This is a genomic window from Streptomyces sp. GS7 (assembly GCF_009834125.1).
Taxonomy (GTDB): Bacteria; Actinomycetota; Actinomycetes; order Streptomycetales; family Streptomycetaceae; genus Streptomyces.
On record NZ_CP047146.1, the window covers coordinates 6,688,841 to 6,704,793 of the forward strand.

The 15,953-nt window shown below is 72.5% G+C and carries 11 protein-coding genes; 6 read left to right on the plus strand and 5 right to left on the minus strand.

The features are described from left to right. Window positions 1-13 precede the first annotated feature (13 nt). The gene (locus tag GR130_RS29070; RefSeq protein ID WP_201305030.1) at window positions 14-2,008 is read left to right on the plus strand and encodes an APC family permease; all 1,995 of its coding nucleotides are present in this window, start codon (window positions 14-16) and stop codon (window positions 2,006-2,008) included. A 78-nt stretch (window positions 2,009-2,086) separates the two neighbouring features. Here GR130_RS29070 and GR130_RS29075 read toward each other — a convergent pair whose 3' ends face one another. Next, a complete protein-coding gene (locus GR130_RS29075) occupies window positions 2,087-2,308 on the minus strand; it encodes a hypothetical protein (protein WP_159507462.1) in 222 nt (73 codons plus the stop codon). Between the two features lie 364 nt (window positions 2,309-2,672). Between GR130_RS29075 and GR130_RS29080 the strand changes: the two genes are divergently transcribed. Continuing rightward, window positions 2,673-3,353 carry a TetR/AcrR family transcriptional regulator gene (locus tag GR130_RS29080; protein WP_236573620.1) on the plus strand — a complete coding sequence of 227 codons (681 nt, stop codon included), beginning with the start codon at window positions 2,673-2,675 and terminating at the stop codon, window positions 3,351-3,353. A gap of 43 nt (window positions 3,354-3,396) precedes the next feature. On the opposite strand, the gene GR130_RS29085 is transcribed toward GR130_RS29080, so the two are convergent. Beyond that, on the minus strand, window positions 3,397-4,617 hold the full coding sequence (locus tag GR130_RS29085; protein ID WP_236573622.1) for an acyltransferase family protein: 1,221 nt from the start codon (window positions 4,615-4,617) through the stop codon (window positions 3,397-3,399). Next, window positions 4,614-7,001, minus strand: a complete 2,388-nt coding sequence (locus GR130_RS29090) for a glycosyltransferase (RefSeq protein ID WP_159507464.1) — start codon at window positions 6,999-7,001, stop codon at window positions 4,614-4,616. The genes GR130_RS29085 and GR130_RS29090 overlap by 4 nt, the downstream gene beginning before the upstream one ends. Before the next feature lie 801 nt (window positions 7,002-7,802). Here GR130_RS29090 and GR130_RS29095 point away from each other — a divergent pair. Beyond that, window positions 7,803-8,438 (plus strand): transcriptional regulator, encoded by a 636-nt coding sequence (locus GR130_RS29095; protein ID WP_159510289.1) that lies wholly within the window; start codon window positions 7,803-7,805, stop codon window positions 8,436-8,438. 74 nt (window positions 8,439-8,512) lie between these two features. Here the strand turns inward: GR130_RS29095 and GR130_RS29100 are convergent, their stop codons facing one another. Continuing rightward, the gene (locus GR130_RS29100; RefSeq protein WP_159507465.1) at window positions 8,513-9,955 is read right to left on the minus strand and encodes a nucleobase:cation symporter-2 family protein; all 1,443 of its coding nucleotides are present in this window, start codon (window positions 9,953-9,955) and stop codon (window positions 8,513-8,515) included. A gap of 265 nt (window positions 9,956-10,220) precedes the next feature. Between GR130_RS29100 and GR130_RS29105 the strand changes: the two genes are divergently transcribed. The 3 genes from GR130_RS29105 to GR130_RS29115 are packed head-to-tail and all read left to right on the plus strand — an operon-like array spanning window position 10,221 to window position 14,417. Continuing rightward, complete coding sequence (locus GR130_RS29105) at window positions 10,221-12,581, plus strand: FHA domain-containing protein (protein ID WP_159507466.1); 2,361 nt, start codon at window positions 10,221-10,223, stop codon at window positions 12,579-12,581. Window positions 12,582-12,618: 37 nt separating this feature from the next. Continuing rightward, window positions 12,619-13,386 carry a hypothetical protein gene (locus GR130_RS41010; protein WP_236573627.1) on the plus strand — a complete coding sequence of 256 codons (768 nt, stop codon included), beginning with the start codon at window positions 12,619-12,621 and terminating at the stop codon, window positions 13,384-13,386. After that, complete coding sequence (locus GR130_RS29115; protein WP_159507467.1) at window positions 13,383-14,417, plus strand: serine/threonine-protein kinase; 1,035 nt, start codon at window positions 13,383-13,385, stop codon at window positions 14,415-14,417. The genes GR130_RS41010 and GR130_RS29115 overlap by 4 nt, the downstream gene beginning before the upstream one ends. A gap of 29 nt (window positions 14,418-14,446) precedes the next feature. On the opposite strand, the gene GR130_RS29120 is transcribed toward GR130_RS29115, so the two are convergent. Beyond that, window positions 14,447-15,778 carry a streptophobe family protein gene (locus GR130_RS29120; protein ID WP_159507468.1) on the minus strand — a complete coding sequence of 444 codons (1,332 nt, stop codon included), beginning with the start codon at window positions 15,776-15,778 and terminating at the stop codon, window positions 14,447-14,449. Window positions 15,779-15,953 lie beyond the last annotated feature (175 nt).

Consider the following 15,953-nt stretch of genomic DNA (forward strand, 5'->3'; position numbering starts at 1 on the left):
AGGACGTGCCCGCATGACCGGTACCACGGTGGAACCCACTCCGCCCCCGGTGGAACAGACTCCGCCCCCCACCCCCGCCTCGCCGAGGTGGCGGTCCTGGCTGATGGACGGGCTCAGCGAGCAGAGCGCCCGGCACCCCGGGCCGCACGGCACGCCGCCTGCCGAGCACAAGGGGCAGTCGTGGTGGCGCGTGATGTGCCTGACGGGTGTGGACTACTTCTCGACGCTCGGCTACCAGCCCGGTATCGCGGCGCTGGCCGCGGGACTGCTGTCGCCGTTCGCGACGCTGGTGCTGATCGCGCTGACGCTGCTGGGTGCGCTGCCGGTCTACCGGCGGGTGGCCAAGGAGAGCCCGCACGGCGAGGGTTCGATCGCGATGCTGGAGCGGCTGCTGCCCTGGTGGGCCGGGAAGCTGCTGGTGCTGGTGCTGCTGGGGTTCGCGGCGACCGACTTCGTCATCACGATGACGCTGTCGGCGGCGGACGCCTCCGCCCATGTCGTGGAGAACCCCTTCGCCCCGGCGATGCTGCACGGTGCGAACCTCTGGATCACGCTGCTGCTGCTCGCCGCCCTGGGCGCGGTGTTCCTCAAGGGGTTCCGCGAGGCCATCGGGATCGCCGTGGCGCTGGTCGGGGTCTACCTGGCGCTCAATGTGGTCGTGCTGGCCACGTCGGCCTGGCAGGTGCTGTCCAAGCCGGTGGCGATCGGCAACTGGTGGGACGCGATGATGGCCCAGCACTCCTCACCGCTGGCGATCGTCGGGGTGGCGCTGCTGGTCTTCCCGAAGCTGGCGCTCGGCATGTCCGGTTTCGAGACGGGTGTGGCGGTGATGCCGCAGATAGCCGGCGACGCCGGTGACGACCCCGCGAAGCCGGCCGGGCGGATCCGGGACACCCGGCGGCTGCTGACCACCGCGGCGCTGATCATGAGCGGGTTCCTGCTGCTGTCGAGCCTGGCGACCACCATCCTGATCCCGCAGAAGGAGTTCGAGGACGGCGGCTCGGCCAACGGGCGCGCGCTGGCGTACCTGGCGCACCAGCACCTCGGCGAGGCGTTCGGCACCGTCTACGACATCTCGACCATCGCCATCCTGTGGTTCGCCGGGGCGTCGGCGATGGCCGGGCTGCTCAACCTCGTACCGCGCTATCTGCCGCGGTACGGCATGGCTCCCGAATGGACGCGCGCGGTGCGCCCGTTGGTACTGATCTTCATGGTGATCGCCTTCGCCATCACGGTGTTCTTCAACGCCAACGTCGACGACCAGAGCGGCGCCTATGCGACCGGTGTGCTGGTGCTGATGCTGTCCGCGTCGTTCGCGTCCACGGTCGCCGCGCGGCACCGCCGGAACCGGAAGGCGACCATCGGGTTCGGCGCGATCACCCTGGTCTTCGGCTACACCACGGTCGCCAACGTCATCGAGCGGCCGGACGGTCTGAAGATCGCGCTGCTGTTCATCCTCGGCATCCTGCTGACGTCGTTCGCGTCCCGGGTCCACCGCGCCTTCGAACTGCGTGCCGTGGAGGTCGTCTTCGACGAGACCGCCGCGCGGCTGATCGACGAGGCGTTGGTGGCCGGGCCGCTGCGGGTGATCGCCAACGAGCCCGACGAGCGGGACGTGGCGGAGGACTACCGGGAGAAGGAGTACAGCCAGCGCGAGGAGACGCACATCCCCGACGGCGGGCCGGTGCTGTTCCTGGAGGTGGTCGTCAAGGACTCCTCCGACTTCACCACCGTGCTGGACGTGCACGGCGAGGAGCGGTCCGGCGCGCGGATCCTGCGGGTGGAGGGCGCGGTGGTGGCGAACACCATGGCCGCGGTGCTGATGCAGCTGCGGGACCGCACCGGGCAGGTCCCGCACGCGTACTTCCACTGGACCGAGGGCCATCCGTTCAGCCACCTGCTGCGGTTCCTGGTCTTCGGCGACGGCGAGGTCGCCCCGGTCACCCGCGAGGTGCTGCGCCGCGCCGAGCCGGACCTGAGCCGGCGCCCGCGCGTGCACGTGGGCTGACCCACCGCCCGGCGGGCGGAGGGACGGTCGAGACCGCCCCTCCGCCCGCCTCCGCTCCGCCCTTTCCCGGCCGCCGGATCAGTTCCGGCGGCCGAGTGCTTTCGCGCGGGAGTGGGACCAGCCGCCGAGCAGGACGCCGGCGGTGGTGAGCGCCGCATAGGCGGTGAGCAGCAACGGGAATCCGACGCCGAGGCCGCCCAGCAGCCCGGTGTTGCCGTGGTCGATGAGCAGGCGGAACACGCTCTGTCCGGCGATGACCATCACGGCCGCGCCGACGATCTGTAGGACGTCGTACTTCATGGCACTCCTCCGGGAGTCCGCGCACGGGGTGTGGGTGGGGTCGCGGCGGAGGCGGTCCGCGGGTCTGTCCGGCGGACGCCCGGTGTGGTGTACGGGCGGGTGCTCCGCCGCAGCGACGTTACGAACGTACCATTGGGATGGGTGCCTAATTGGCCTGCTCTTGCTGATTCATTGGGCTTTCGTCACGGAATTTGAGGGGTGCTGGCGGGCTGTGGAGCGTGACGAAATGAGGATCCGGGGCGGGTCCGGGTGCCGGATGTGCGGGGCGCGGCTGGCGCCCGCTGGGCGGGGGCGGCCGGCGGTGTACTGCTCGCGCAGCTGCCAGGCCAGGGCGTACCGGCGGCGGAAGCAGCCGCCGGTTCCGGTGCGTGCGGAGCCGGCTGCGGCCCCGGCGGACGGCGGCGGGTCGCCCAGGCGCCGGGAGATCGTCGAGGCGCTGTGGCGGATCGCCGCGGAGCGCGGGCTGCACGCGGCGAGCATGCGGGAGGTCGCGGCGGAGGCGGGGGTGTCGCTGCGGGCGGTGCAGTACCACTTCGCGAGCAAGCACCAGTTGCTGGTGGCGGCGCTGCATGTGCTGCACGAGGAGAACGAGCGGATCGCCCGGACGCGGGTCCGGTTCGATCCGGCCGATCCGCGCGGCCTGCTGCGCGGGGTGCTGGACGAGTTCCTGCCGGTGGACGACCAGCGGGCCACCGCGCTGCGGGTGCTCGCCGCGTACTACGCGCGCAGTCTGACCGATCCGGCGCTCGCCCGGGTGTTCCTGCACGACGAGCATCCGCTGGAGGACATGGTCGCGGGCATCATCGCGGCGGCGCGGGACGGCGGGCGGACGGCACCGGGGCTGGACGCGCGGGCGGAGGCCGATCTTCTGGTGTCGGCGACGGTGGGGCTGGGCAGCGACGTGCTGCACGGGCGGCGGACGTTGGAGGAGGTGCGGCGGACGCTGGACTACCGGCTGGGGACGATCTTCGCCGACGGCCCCGCCCCGTCCGGTGATGCGTCCGGGGACCCGTCCGGAGACGCGTCCGGAGACGCGGACGCGTAAGGGGGCCGGCGTCCGTGGACGCCGGCCCCCGGTGCCGGGGGGGTCAGCGCAGCGCGGGTTCGGGATAGAACTCGCGGGGGCGCCCGCCGGGGTCCTTGAGGCGGCCGAGGAGTCCGGCCGGGTATTCGATGATCCAGTAGCTGACCGCGGCGGTCGGGACGGCCGCGAGGAAGACGATCGGCATGGCCAGGGGGAAGCCGGACTGGCCGGCGGGCAGCAGACCGGCGTTGTGGAGCAGCAGCATCACCGGCTCGTGCCAGATGAAGAGGCTGTAGCTGACCAGGCCGGCGGCGGTGAGCCAACGCATCGTCAGGAAGCGGTTCCAGAAGGTGCGTTGACGGACGTGCAGGGTGCTGAAGAGGAGCAGCACCCACAGCGCGGAGGCGATGGGGTGGTAGTAGGTGAAGGTGTTGCCCTCCTCGTCGGAGTACAGGGACAGGCAGAAGAGGCCGGCCAGGGCGAGCGCGGTGAGCGGGAGCGCGGTGCGCGGGGAGAGGCGGGCGCGGTCGCCGAGGGCGGTCAGTGCCACCGCCAGCGCCATACCGGCCGCGAAGCCGCCGAAGCGGGCCTGCGGGCCGAAGTAGGCGACCCAGTCGGTGTGCGGGATGCCGAGCGTGTAGTGCGCGACGGTGAGCCAGGCGAGCGGCGCGGCGTACAGGAACAGGCAGCCGGCCGCGCAGAGGGCGATCCGGCTGCCGCGCCGGCGCAGCGGCCGGCAGGCGCGCACCGCCAGCGGCCCGAGGCCCACCAGGACGAAGTAGAAGAGGACCTCCAGCGAGAGGGACCAGGTGGGTCCCAGGGTGTAGAAGATCCGCTCCTGGTCGAAGACGTGGGTGAACGTGAGGTGTTCGAGCAGGTCCTGCCAGTTGCCGGGCAGGTCGGGGTTGCGGGTCGCCCAGACCACGAGCACGGCGAGGACGTACAGCGGCAGGATGCGGATCGCGCGCCGGAAGAGGAAGGCGCGGGCGGGCCGGGTGGAGCCGCCGTCGATGGCGGCGCGCGCGTACGACAGGGTCAGCAGGAACGCGGAGATCACGAAGAACAGGTCGATGACTTCGAGGGAGAGCACCGCGCCGAGGGCCGGGTTCGTCACCGGCGGGTGGCCGCCTCGGGCGTCGTAGACGAAGTACTCCTGCCAGACGTGGAAGGCGACGGTGCTGAGCGCGGCCAGTCCGCGGAAGCCGTCGATGTCGCGGGCCCGGCGGCGGGGCGGGCCGGCCTGCCGGGCGGACGGCGGGGCGGCGGGGGCGGTCGCGGTGGTCATCGGCGGGCCACCGCCTTGGCCGCCGCGGCGCGCGGGGTGACCCGCCACTGCCGGTCGCCCAGGGCCTCCTTGAGGTGCGCCTGACGGGCCACCATGTTCTTGAAGTGGCTGTAGAAGATGGTGGAGACGACGAAGTACGCCCAGAACCACGGTGTGCGGGCGCGGAGTTCGGGGACCGCGAGCCGCCAGGCGAAGAGCGCCTGCACGGGACCGGCCGCGAGGGTGAAGAGCATGGCGAGGACGCAGACCGGCACCGTCCAGTGGAGGTTCTGGAGCCCGCCGGCCTTCCAGGCGGAGTACGCCAGGATCGGCAGGATCTGGAGGGTCAGCCAGGGCTGGACCTCGCGCCAGCCCAGCAGGACCAGGAGGCCCAGTTTCTGACGGGCCGTGAAGACCGGCGAACGCAGGCCGTGCCAGAGGTGTTTGAGGGAGACCTGGAGCCAGCCCTGGGCCCAGCGCGAGCGCTGGTTCCACAGCGCCTTGAGGGTGGTGGGCGCCAGTTCGCGGGAGAGGAGGGTGCGGTCGACGGCGATACGGGCGCCTTCGTTCAGGGCCCGCATCGTGGAGTCGATGTCCTCGGTGAGCATCGAGCCGTGCATCCGGGTGCGGGCGAGCAGGTCGGTGCGCCAGAAGCCGTTGGAGCCGCCGAAGACGCCGAAGCCGTAGAGGCGGGTGCGGCCGGGGTGGCTGACGGCGTAGATGGCCTCGAACTCGACGGCGACGGTCTCGGCGACCCGGGAGCTCTCGCCGTTGCGGACGACGCAGTGGCCCTGGACGACGTCGTAGCCGTGGGAGAGCCAGTGCCAGGCGTCGCGGAAGGAGTGCCGGGCGGGGTGGTGGTCCGCGTCGAAGATGCCGACGAACTCGCCGCGGACGCGGGTCACCGCGGCGTTGATGTTCTGTGCCTTGGAGGTGCTGCCGGCGACCGGCATCAGGACCAGGCGCGGATCGCGGGCGGCGACCTCGCGGAGGGTGTCCTCGACGGGCAGGGCGTGCGGGGTGTTGTAGGCGAGGACGATCTCCAGGTCGCCGGGGTAGTCCAGGCGCAGGAACGATTCGACGGTGTCGACGATGGTGGCGGCCTCGTTGGGCAGGTACGCGGCGATCACCGCGCTGGCCGGCGGATAGGGCGCGCCGGGCCGTTCGGGCCGGGACGGGGCGTCGAGCGAGTAGAGGCATTCCAGGACGATCAGCAGCGCGGACAGCACCAGTCCGGCGACCACCACCCAGTACATGGCCGAGCCCAGGTCCCAACCGGCCAGATACGCCTGCTGGTAGAGGAGGAACGGCGCGCCGATGCCGAGCAGCAGCGCGAGGACCGGCGAGAGGGCGGAGACCGCGGGGCGGATGAGGGTGCGCAGCGGGGGGCGCCGGTGCCGGTTGGGGGTGCCGCGCATCCAGGGCGCGTACCGGACTGGCTGGAGGTCGCGGTGCCGGAGGGCTTCGCGTGCCGCGTCCTGGGCCTGTTCGACGGAGGGGCCGCCGTCGGTGCACTCGCCGAGCGGCAGCCAACCGATGGCGGGGGTGAGCCGGACGTTCTCGTCGGCGACGATGAAGCGTGTGCCGGCGACGGTGGCGGCGAACTTCCGCAGACCGCGCAGTGCGGTCTCCTCGTCGACGCCCGGCAGCAGCATCAGCAGCCTGCCGTCGTCGTCCCGGCCGAACCGGTCGCAGAAGCCGCCGAGTTGCTGGGCGACACCGGCCAGCCGTTCGGCGATCTCGCGGCGGACCCGGGGGCCGAGCCTGGCTTCGAGGGTGTCGGTCTCGGCGACGCCGATGACGGCGAGCACGCCGCCCTGCCGGGCGGCGCCGGGGCGCCTCAGTTCACGGTCGAGTTCGTCGAGGAAGTGCGGGCGGGAGTAGAGCCCGGTGCGCGGGTCGCGCAGCAGGTTCTCGACGGGGACCGGGACGCGGCGGAGCTTGGCCTCGATGCGGGCGGAGAGTTCGACCGGGTCGGAGGCTTCGGGTATGCAGTCGTCGGCGCCGTGGCGGAGCATGTCGACGACACCGGCCGGTTCCGGGGTGTCGGTGACCATGAGCAGCGGCAGCGCCCGTCCGGCGGGGACGGTGCGGACCTCGCGGATGACGTCGACGCCGGCGTGCCGGTCGCCCGGTTCGTCGAGGGCGACGATGGCGTCCGGGGGTGCCTGGCGGACGCGGGGGTCCACCTCGCCGGGCGGCGCGTGGCTGACGTCGTGGCCGGTGGCGCGCAGGGTCCGGGTGAGGCGCTCCAGTCGCGGTCCTGGAGTGCCGACCACGAGAACGTGGCCGCCATGGCCGTCGTGCCCGCCGGGTGGGGGTGTCCCGGGGGCGGGCAGGTCGTCCGTTTCGCGGAGCAGGGCCGTGGGGGTGCCCTGGGGGGTGGCTCGGTGCGAAGTGAGCACCTGGGGTTGTCCTTTCAGGCTGAAGTCCGGCGGTGTTCCGTCTGATGGCATGCGGAAGCCGGCGGCGGCCGTGGGGGTGCCCGGTGGCCGTACGCGGGCAGGGCGGCTCAACCGCCCGTCGGCGTGGGCGAGTTCCGGGGTCCCGGGCGGCCGTGTGGGGGGCCGGCGTGTCCGGGGTGCGCGTGGGGGCGCGCCCGGCGATCAGGCGGCGTACGCGGGCATGATTGTCAGATGCATGACATGGCGAACTGCGGCGGCCGCAGGGGGATCCGTCTTCTCTCCGCGGAACGGACGGCGGCGTACCGGCGCACGGCCGTTAAGACAGGCTCCAGGTCTCGGACCGCGCGGGCGCGGTCGAGTTCGTATCGCATAGGAAGGGTCCCATCCTGATCGGATTGTGGGGGGAGGACCGGATGTCAGGTGTACACCGACCGACTCTGCTCGGCAAGGCCCGTCGGCAAACGCCAGCCTCGGTGATCACTGTGACACCACACCTTCATTCACGTAACACCTTGATTACGTCCGGCGGTCGCGGCGGCCGCGGGATGCGCTACCAACCGGTAGGCGAGGGTGAATCGGCTATACCCAGTACGGGAGTTTTGAGCTGGAGATTCGTACCTCTCTCCCATCTGTTAATCTGCCCGCCCCTGGAGGTTCCTCCATCTCCCCTCCCCCGAAGCGCCCTCTGCTCGCCGGGTGCAGCGAGGTGTCCCGTACGTGTACAGCGTTCCGTTCTCCCCCGCACAGGCCCGATCCGCCCGGGCCCGGGTGGGCCTGACCACGGCTCAGGTCGCCCAGGCGATGACGGCGTGCGGTGCGCCGGTGCGCCCCGAGCTGATCGAGGCGTGGGAGTACGGCTCCCAGCCGCCCACCGAGCCACAGCTGTTCGCGCTGGCCGACGCGCTGTGGTGCCCGCCGGCGGTACTGATGGGCGTGGAGCCGCGGACGCTGGCCGAGCACCGCATGGCGCGGCAGCTGAGCGCGGAGCGGCTGGCGCAGCTCATCGGGATGGATCCGGACGCGTACCGGGCGGCGGAGGCGGCCAACCAGTGGCACGGCGACTACCGGCAGACCAAGGCGCTGGTGGAGGCGCTGGGGCTGTCGCTGCGCAAGCTGATCGGAGTGATGGGCCGGGTCGACGAGTTGGCCGGGCATCTGCGGGCGGCCATCGAGGGGCGCTGGAAGTCGCATGTCGGGCCGGTCTGCGAGATCACGTCGCTGAACAAGACGCGGGTGGGCGATGCGCTGCGCGTGATGCACGGGGAGTTCGCGGAGTTCGCCGAGCGGTACATGGGGCATGTGGTGGCCCGTAACGCCGACGCCCGGCTCAAGGAGGTCGCGGCCGAGCGGTCGGCGTATCTGCGCCGGCTGGTGGACCACTTCTGGGAGTTGATCGGGGAGGCGGGCGAGGCGCCGCCGTTCCACTCGGTGCACTGAGCGCAGGGCCGGCGGCAGAGCGGGGCCGGCGGGGAGGGGGCGGCGCCCGCCCCCTCCCCGCGGGACGCCGGGCGTCAGTAGGCGCCCTGAGGGTGCGGCGGCTGCTCGGCCACCGCGGGCTCGTCGTCGTCCGCGAACTCGTCCCAGTCGATCTCCGTCGACTTGCGGCGGGTGAAGACGTTGAAGAAGAGGTTCAGCGCGATCGAGGTCAGCCCGCCGAGCGTGATGCCGCTGTCGAGGACCGCCCTGACCTCCTGGGGCATCCGGTCGAAGAACGGATGGACGGCGGTGGGCAGGAAGGCCGCGCCCAGACTGACGGCCAGGATCAGGGCGTTGCGCTCCTCGCGGAGGTCCACCTTGCCCAGGATCTGGATGCCGACCGCGGCGACCATGCCGAACATGGAGAGGGCGGCGCCGCCGAGCACCGGGTGCGGGATCGCGGCGACCAGCGAGCCGGCCTTCGGCAGCAGTCCCAGCACGACCATGAAGCCGCCGGCGGCGACCACCACGAACCGGCTCATCACCTTGGACATCCGGACCAGGCCGATGTTCTCGGCGAAGGCCACGTAGGGAAAGGAGTTGAAGATTCCACCGAGGACGGTGGCGACGCCGTCGGCGCGCAGCGCCCGGGCGACGGTGTCGTTGCTGACCGGCTTGCGGGTGATCTCGCCGATGGCGTAGACGTCGCCGGTGGTCTCCACCATCGTGATCAGCATGACGACGATCATCGCGAGGATCGGGAACGGCTCGAACTTGGGCATTCCGTAATGGAACGGGGTGCTGACGCCGAACCAGTCGGCATGCCCCACCGCGCTGAAATCCGCGTCACCGAGCAGCCAGGCGGCGGCGGTTCCTGCGACGAGTCCGAGAAGTACCGCGACGCTGCTGAGAATCGGCTTCCCGAGCCGGACGACGGCGAGGATGAACAGCAGCGTGCCGAGCGCGTATCCGAGGTTCTTGAGGTCGCCGAATTCTGGCTTGCCCAGCAACTGGGCGCCACCGGCCGCGTCCTGGAGGGCCTGCGGTATGAGGGTGAAGCCGATGATGGTGAGGATGGTGCCGATGACGACCGGCGGGAAATACTTCACCAACTTGCTGAAGAACGGGGCGAAAAGGAACGTCGCGATACCGGCCGTGATGACCGCGCCGTAGACGACCAGCAGTCCGGCGGTGCCGCCGCCCGCGCCCAGCCCGATGGCGATCATCGGGGAGACCGCGGTGAACGTGGCGCCCTGGACGAGCGGCAGCCGCGCGCCGATCCTCCAGATGCCGAACGCCTGGATGATCGAGGCGATTCCGCAGGTCAGCAGGTCCGCGTTGATGAGGTAGACGAGTTCGTCGTGGGACAGGCCGATGGCGTTGCCGAGCAGGATCGGAACGATGACCGCCGCCGCGTAGAAGGCGAGGACGTGCTGGAAACCGTAGAGCGTGAGTTTGCCGAGCGGGAGCACCTCGTCGACCGGATGGGTTTCCCGTTCAGGGAATTGCTGGGGGGACTGTCGCGCGCTTCGTGCCATCTCTGCCTTGCCTTCACGAGGTAGGTGAATAAGAGGGAACACAGGCCCTGCAGCGCTGTGTGGTGCAGGGCTGTGCAGTGCAGTGCCCTGCATTGCGTATTGCGTCCCGGTTCGCCTGGACATCCTTCGATCAGCGGAGCAAAGTCCGGCATTTCCATGGAATTTTCAGGTGCCGGCTCATCGGGGCGATCACCTTAGTTGACCTCCGGCGCTCCGCGCGAGTAACCGCGGGCGGGCGCGGGGCAGTCGCCGTAAAATCTGAGATATGGCTGAGCGGCCGGATGCGTCGCATGCGCCCGAACTCGTCGTCGAGTCGGACGGCGGCGCCCAGGTGATCACCCCGGACCACGCGTATCACGTGGGCCGGGACCCGGCCAGCGACCTCGTCCTGAAGGACTCCCGGGTCTCCTGGCACCACGCCGTGCTGCGCGCCTCCGAAGGCCACTGGCTGGTGGAGGACGAGGGCAGCACGAACGGCACCTACACCGACGGGCGGCGGGTGCAGCAGTCCGGCGTCGGGCCGGGCAGCGTGATCCGCTTCGGCAACCCCGCCGACGGCCCGTGCGCAGTACTCAGCGGCATCCCCCGGCCCAAGCGGTCGGGGCGCCCCTCGTCCGTGTCGTACCCGGCGGCCACCCACACCTTCCGGCGGCCCAGTACGGTCCGGCCGCTTCCGTCGGCGCGCACCACCCGGATCGGCCGGGCGGCCGACAACGACCTGGTGGTCGACGACCTGGCGGTCTCGCGGCGGCACGCAGAGCTGCGCGCCGGTCCGGGAGACCACGAACCCGGAGGCTACGAAATCGTGGACCTGGGAAGCCACAACGGCACCTATCTCAACGGCCGTCCCGTCGAGCGGGCCCCGGTGCTGCCAGGCGACATCATCGGCATCGGCCACTCCGCGTTCGTCCTCGTCGGCGACCAGCTCCAGGAGTTCGTCGACACCGGCGAGGTGTCGCTCGACGTACAGGAGCTGTCCGTACGAGTCGGCGGCAACCGCGACCGCAGGACCCTGCTCGACCAGGTGTCCTTCCCGGTGGGTGAGAAGTCGCTGCTGGCCGTCGTCGGCCCCAGCGGGGCGGGCAAGTCGACGCTGCTGAACGCGCTGACCGGGCTGCGGCCGGCCGACCAGGGCACCGTCCTCTACGACGGCCGCGACCTCTACCGGGACTACGCCGAACTGCGCCGGCGCATCGGACTCGTCCCGCAGGACGACATCCTGCACACCCAGCTCACCGTCCGCCGCGCCCTCGGTTACGCGGCGGAGCTGCGCTTCCCCGAGGACACCGCCCCGGCCGAACGGGAGGCCCGGGTCGACGAGGTGATCCGCGAACTGGGCCTCGTCGACCGGGCCGACCTGCCGATCCACCGCCTCTCGGGCGGCCAGCGCAAACGCGTCAGCGTGGCGCTGGAGCTGCTGACCAAGCCGTCGCTGCTCTTCCTCGACGAGCCGACGTCCGGCCTCGACCCGGGGATGGACCGGTCGGTGATGCACATGCTGCGCGGGCTGGCGGACGACGGCCGCACGGTCATCGTGGTCACCCACAGCGTGCTGAGCCTGGACGTCTGCGACCGGCTGCTGGTGATGGCGCCGGGCGGCACCATCGCCTACTACGGGCCGCCGGAAGAGGCACTGCCGTTCTTCGGGTTGGCCGAGTGGCCGGAGGCGTTCGAGGCGTTCGAGAACGACCAAGGGCGGGACTGGGCGGGCGAGTTCCGGGCCTCGCCGCTGTACCGGAGGTATGTGGCCGCGGAGACCCGACAGCCGCCGCGGGCCCCCGAGCCCCGCGAACCGGTGCCCGAGCCGGCGACCCGGCACCCGGGCAGGCAGCTGTGGACGCTGATGCGGCGGTATGCGGCGGCGCTGTCGTCGGACCGCACGTTTCTGATCATCATGGTGGCGCTGCCGTTCGTGATGGGCGGGATGGCGCACGGCCTGAGCACCGGGAAGCTGACCTCGGACTCGGCGTCGAACGTGCTGCTGATCCTGTGCGTCGGCGCGGTGCTGACCGGCTCCGCCAACGCGGTCCGCGAACTGGTCAAGGAGCGGGTGATCTACCAGCGGGAGCGGGCGGTGGGGCTGTCCCGGTCGGCGTATCTGCTCTCCAAGGTGCTGGTGCTCGGGACCGTCACGGTGGTCCAGGCGGTGGTGCTGACGCTGGTCGCGCTGGTCGGGGTGGACCTCAACACCCCGGGCGGCAAAGGGGTGCTGATGCCACCGCTGCTCGAAATCACGCTTGCCGTGGCGCTGTTGGCGTTCACCGCGATGATGCTGGGCCTGCTGGTGTCCGCGCTGGTGCGCAAGGAGGAGGTCACCATGCCGCTGCTGGTCCTCCTCGCGATCGTCCAGGTGGTGTTCTGCGGGGCGCTGCACTCGCTGCGCGGCACACCGGTGCTGGAGCAGCTGTCGTGGCTGGTGCCGTCCCACTGGGCGCTCGGGGCCATGGCGGGCACCGTCGGCCTGTACCGGCTGCAACCGGGACCGATCACCGCGGACCCGCTGTTCCGGCACGCGGCCGGCCCGTGGCTGCTGGACATGGGGATGCTGGTGGTGCTGTCGACGGTGCTCGGCTTCCTCGTCTACCGGCTGCTGCGGCGGCACGAGCCCGAGATCATGCGTCAGTAGCCGAGAGGGCGCGCGGGCGCGCGCCGAGGAGCCGCTTGTGACCTCGCCGGACTTCCTTCCCAGCCATGTCGTCCCGCCGGGCGGGCTGGCGACCTGGGCGGCGCCGGACGCCACCCGGCCGCTGGTGCCGCTCGATCCGCTGCTGCCCGTGCAGGTCGTGGAGCGGCGCGGCGACTGGGCGCTGGCGCTCTGCTCCAACGGCTGGTCGGCGTGGGTGGACGGGCGGCTGCTGCTGTCCGTGCCGCACGGCCCGCCGGCCGCCGGGCAGGCCGCCGCCCGGACCGCGGACCCCCGGCCGCTGCTGGGCACCACGGAGGGCGCGCTGGGCCGCTACCGGCAGCTGGTGGACGAGCTGCTGGCCGGGCGGCTGGACGGGGAGTCGTTCGGTGCGCGGACCCGGGGGACGCGGGTGGGGGTGGTGGTCGACGGCGACGCGATGTGGCTCTACGACGCGCGGCACGAGCGGTGGTGCTACTGCGACGGAGCGGCGCTCCAGACGTTCGCGGTGGCCCAGGCGCCCTCGGCGGATGCGGGCGGGCCCGGGGAGAAGGAGGGTGCGGGGAGCGCGGGGAGTGCGGGGAGTGCGGCGGGGGCGGACGCGGGACGGGGTGCGGGTCCGGCTTCGGGTTCGGGGCCGGGGCACGCCGCGGAGCCGGCGCCGTCGCGCCTGCCCTCCTGGCCGGAGCGACCGTCCGAACCGCCGCCGCACCGGCCGGCTTCCGGCTCCCCGGCCGGCTCCGGCGGCTCCGCCGAGCCGGGCGGCCCGCCGCCCGAACCGCCGCCGCGGCCGGGTGACTTCCGGTGAACGGGCAGTCCGCGCAGCGGGACCGCTCCACCGTCCCCGACTCCTCCGGTCTGCGGGGCCGCCGGATCGCCGGCTATCTGCTCCAGGACGAGATCGGGCGGGGCGGCATGGCGGTGGTCTACCGTGCCGAGGACCTGAAGCTGGGGCGCACGGTGGCACTGAAGCTGCTGGCGCCCGAACTCGCCCGCAACGACACCTTCCGCAAGCGGTTCGCGCACGAGTCGCGGGTGGCCGCGGCGATCGACCATCCGCACATCGTGCCGGTCTTCGAGGCCGGGGAGACCGAGGGGCTGCTCTACATCGCCATGCGCTACGTCCAGGGCAGCGATCTGCGGGCGCTGCTGGACCGCGACGGCCGGCTGCCGCTGGAGACCGCCTGCCGGATCGCGCTCCAGGTGGCCTCCGCGCTGGACGCCGCCCATGCCCACGACCTGGTGCACCGCGACGTGAAACCGGGCAACATCCTGGTCGCGGAGGGCACCGACAGCGACCGGCCGGAGCACGTCTACCTCACCGACTTCGGGCTGACGAAGAAGTCCCTGTCGCTGACCGGCTTCACCAGCGTCGGCCAGTTCGTCGGCACGCTCGACTACGTGGCGCCCGAGCAGATCTCGGGCCGCCCGGTGGACGGCCGGTGCGATGTGTACGGGCTGGCCTGCGTCGCCTACGAGATGCTGACCGGGGCGCCGCCGTTCCGGCGCGAGGACGACATGGCGCTGCTCTGGGCGCATCAGTACGACCCGCCGCCGGCCCCGAGCGAGCTGCGGCCGGACCTGCCGCCGGGGGTCGACGCGGTGTTCGTCCGCGGGCTGGCCAAGACACCGGAGGACCGCTACGAGACCTGCCGGGGGTTCGTGGAGGCGCTCCGGGCGGCGGGGCGGACCGCGGCGCCCGGTGCCGCGCCCCCGGCGCCCGCGCCGACGCGGGTGGACGACCGGGCGGCCCGGGGCGGCCCGCCGGGCACCGCTCCCCCGCCGCCACCGCGCTGGGCGATCCCGGTGTTCCCCGGCCGCGCCGCCCGGGGACCGTAGCGGCGGGCGGCCCGGAGCGCGGGGCCCGTTCAGCGCTCCGGCGGGCGGGCGTCCTCCGCGTCCGGGGCTTCTCCGCGGTGGCGTACCCGCCGGGCCAGCAGGCTGCCGAGGAATCCGGTGACCAGGCCCCAGGCGGCACCCGCCCCGACCAGCCGCCACAGCTGCGGCTCCAGGGTGACGCCGCCGCCGAGGTTGCCGGTCAGGTCCCCGACGCCGATCAGGGAGAGCCCGTAGTGGGCGTCGATCCGGGTGACCAGTCCGACGACGAGCAGGGTGAGCGCCAGCGCCACCGCCATCTCCAGGGCGCAGCGCCACGCCGGCAGCCGGGCCGGGGAGCGGACCGCGGCGGCGAACGCGGCGCCGAGCAGCACCACGGCCGCCAGCACCACCAGCAGCCAGACCCGCCCGTCGTGCTCCCCGATCGAGCCGAGGTCGAGGGTGTGCGTGCCGCGCCGGGTGTGCAGCACCTCGTCCAGGATGTGCGGCAGCGGCAGCCCGAGGGCCTTGTCGACGTGGCCGGACCAGCCGCCGCCGGTGCCGATGCCCAGCGCCAGCCAGGCCAGGTTCGGCAGTCCGAGCAGGATGACCGCGAGCGTCTGCGCCGGCCGGTCCCTGGTGATCAGTTCGATCACGCCGACGACCAGCCCGACCGCCGCGTAGACCAGCAGCGTCAGCAGCATCGCGAACGCGGGCGGCCGTACGGAGTCCTGGAAGTGCAGCAGCCGGGAGGAGAGCGGCGCCCTGCGGGACACCAGGAAGGTCAGCGCGAGCACCGCCAGCACCCACAGCAGCCCGAAGCCGAGGGTGGCCGGGACGTCGGCGCGGAAACCGACGGTGGGGGTGGTGCCGAGCACGGCGCCGAGCTCGTCGGCGATGTCGTTGCCGACGGTGATGGTGAAGTCGTGGTGGGCGGCGAGCGCGAGCAGCAGCAGAAGGACCAGCCAGCACGCGGCCGTCCGGGCGATCCGGCCGAGCAGTTCGCCCGTGGAGGCCACCGCGCGGTGGCGCAGCGGCAGCAGGAAGACGGCCGCGGTCACCAGGGCGCCGGCCAGGGTCACCGACAGCGGGACGACGTCGAGGGCGGCGTGCGCCTGGACGATGATCCCGGCGTCGCCGGCGGCGTCGACCGAACCGCCGGCCGCGGTGACGACGGCCGCCGCGACGACCGCGGGGAACGCCCCGCCGGGCAGACCGGCCGCGCCGGCCGCCCACAGGCCGAGGGCGGCGACCACCAGCATCGTGACCAGGCCGGCCAGCGCGGTGCCGAGGGCCTCCGCCCAGCCCCGGAGGAACGGCGGGCCGCCGCCGGGGGGTGCCGGGCTTCCGGCGCCGGCCGCTGCCGGGCCGCGCATCTGGCTCACGCTGCCTCCTGCGGGGCGCGGTACGGGGGTGTGGGGCGGGCCCCGGTTGCTGCTCGTGGGGCGGGGGTTGGCGTCCCGGCCACCGTAAGCACGGGGGCCGCCGCCCCGCTTGCGGAGCACGCCGGTCAGCCGCACACAATGGTCTGAACCTGTATGGATACGGGCAAAATCCTCG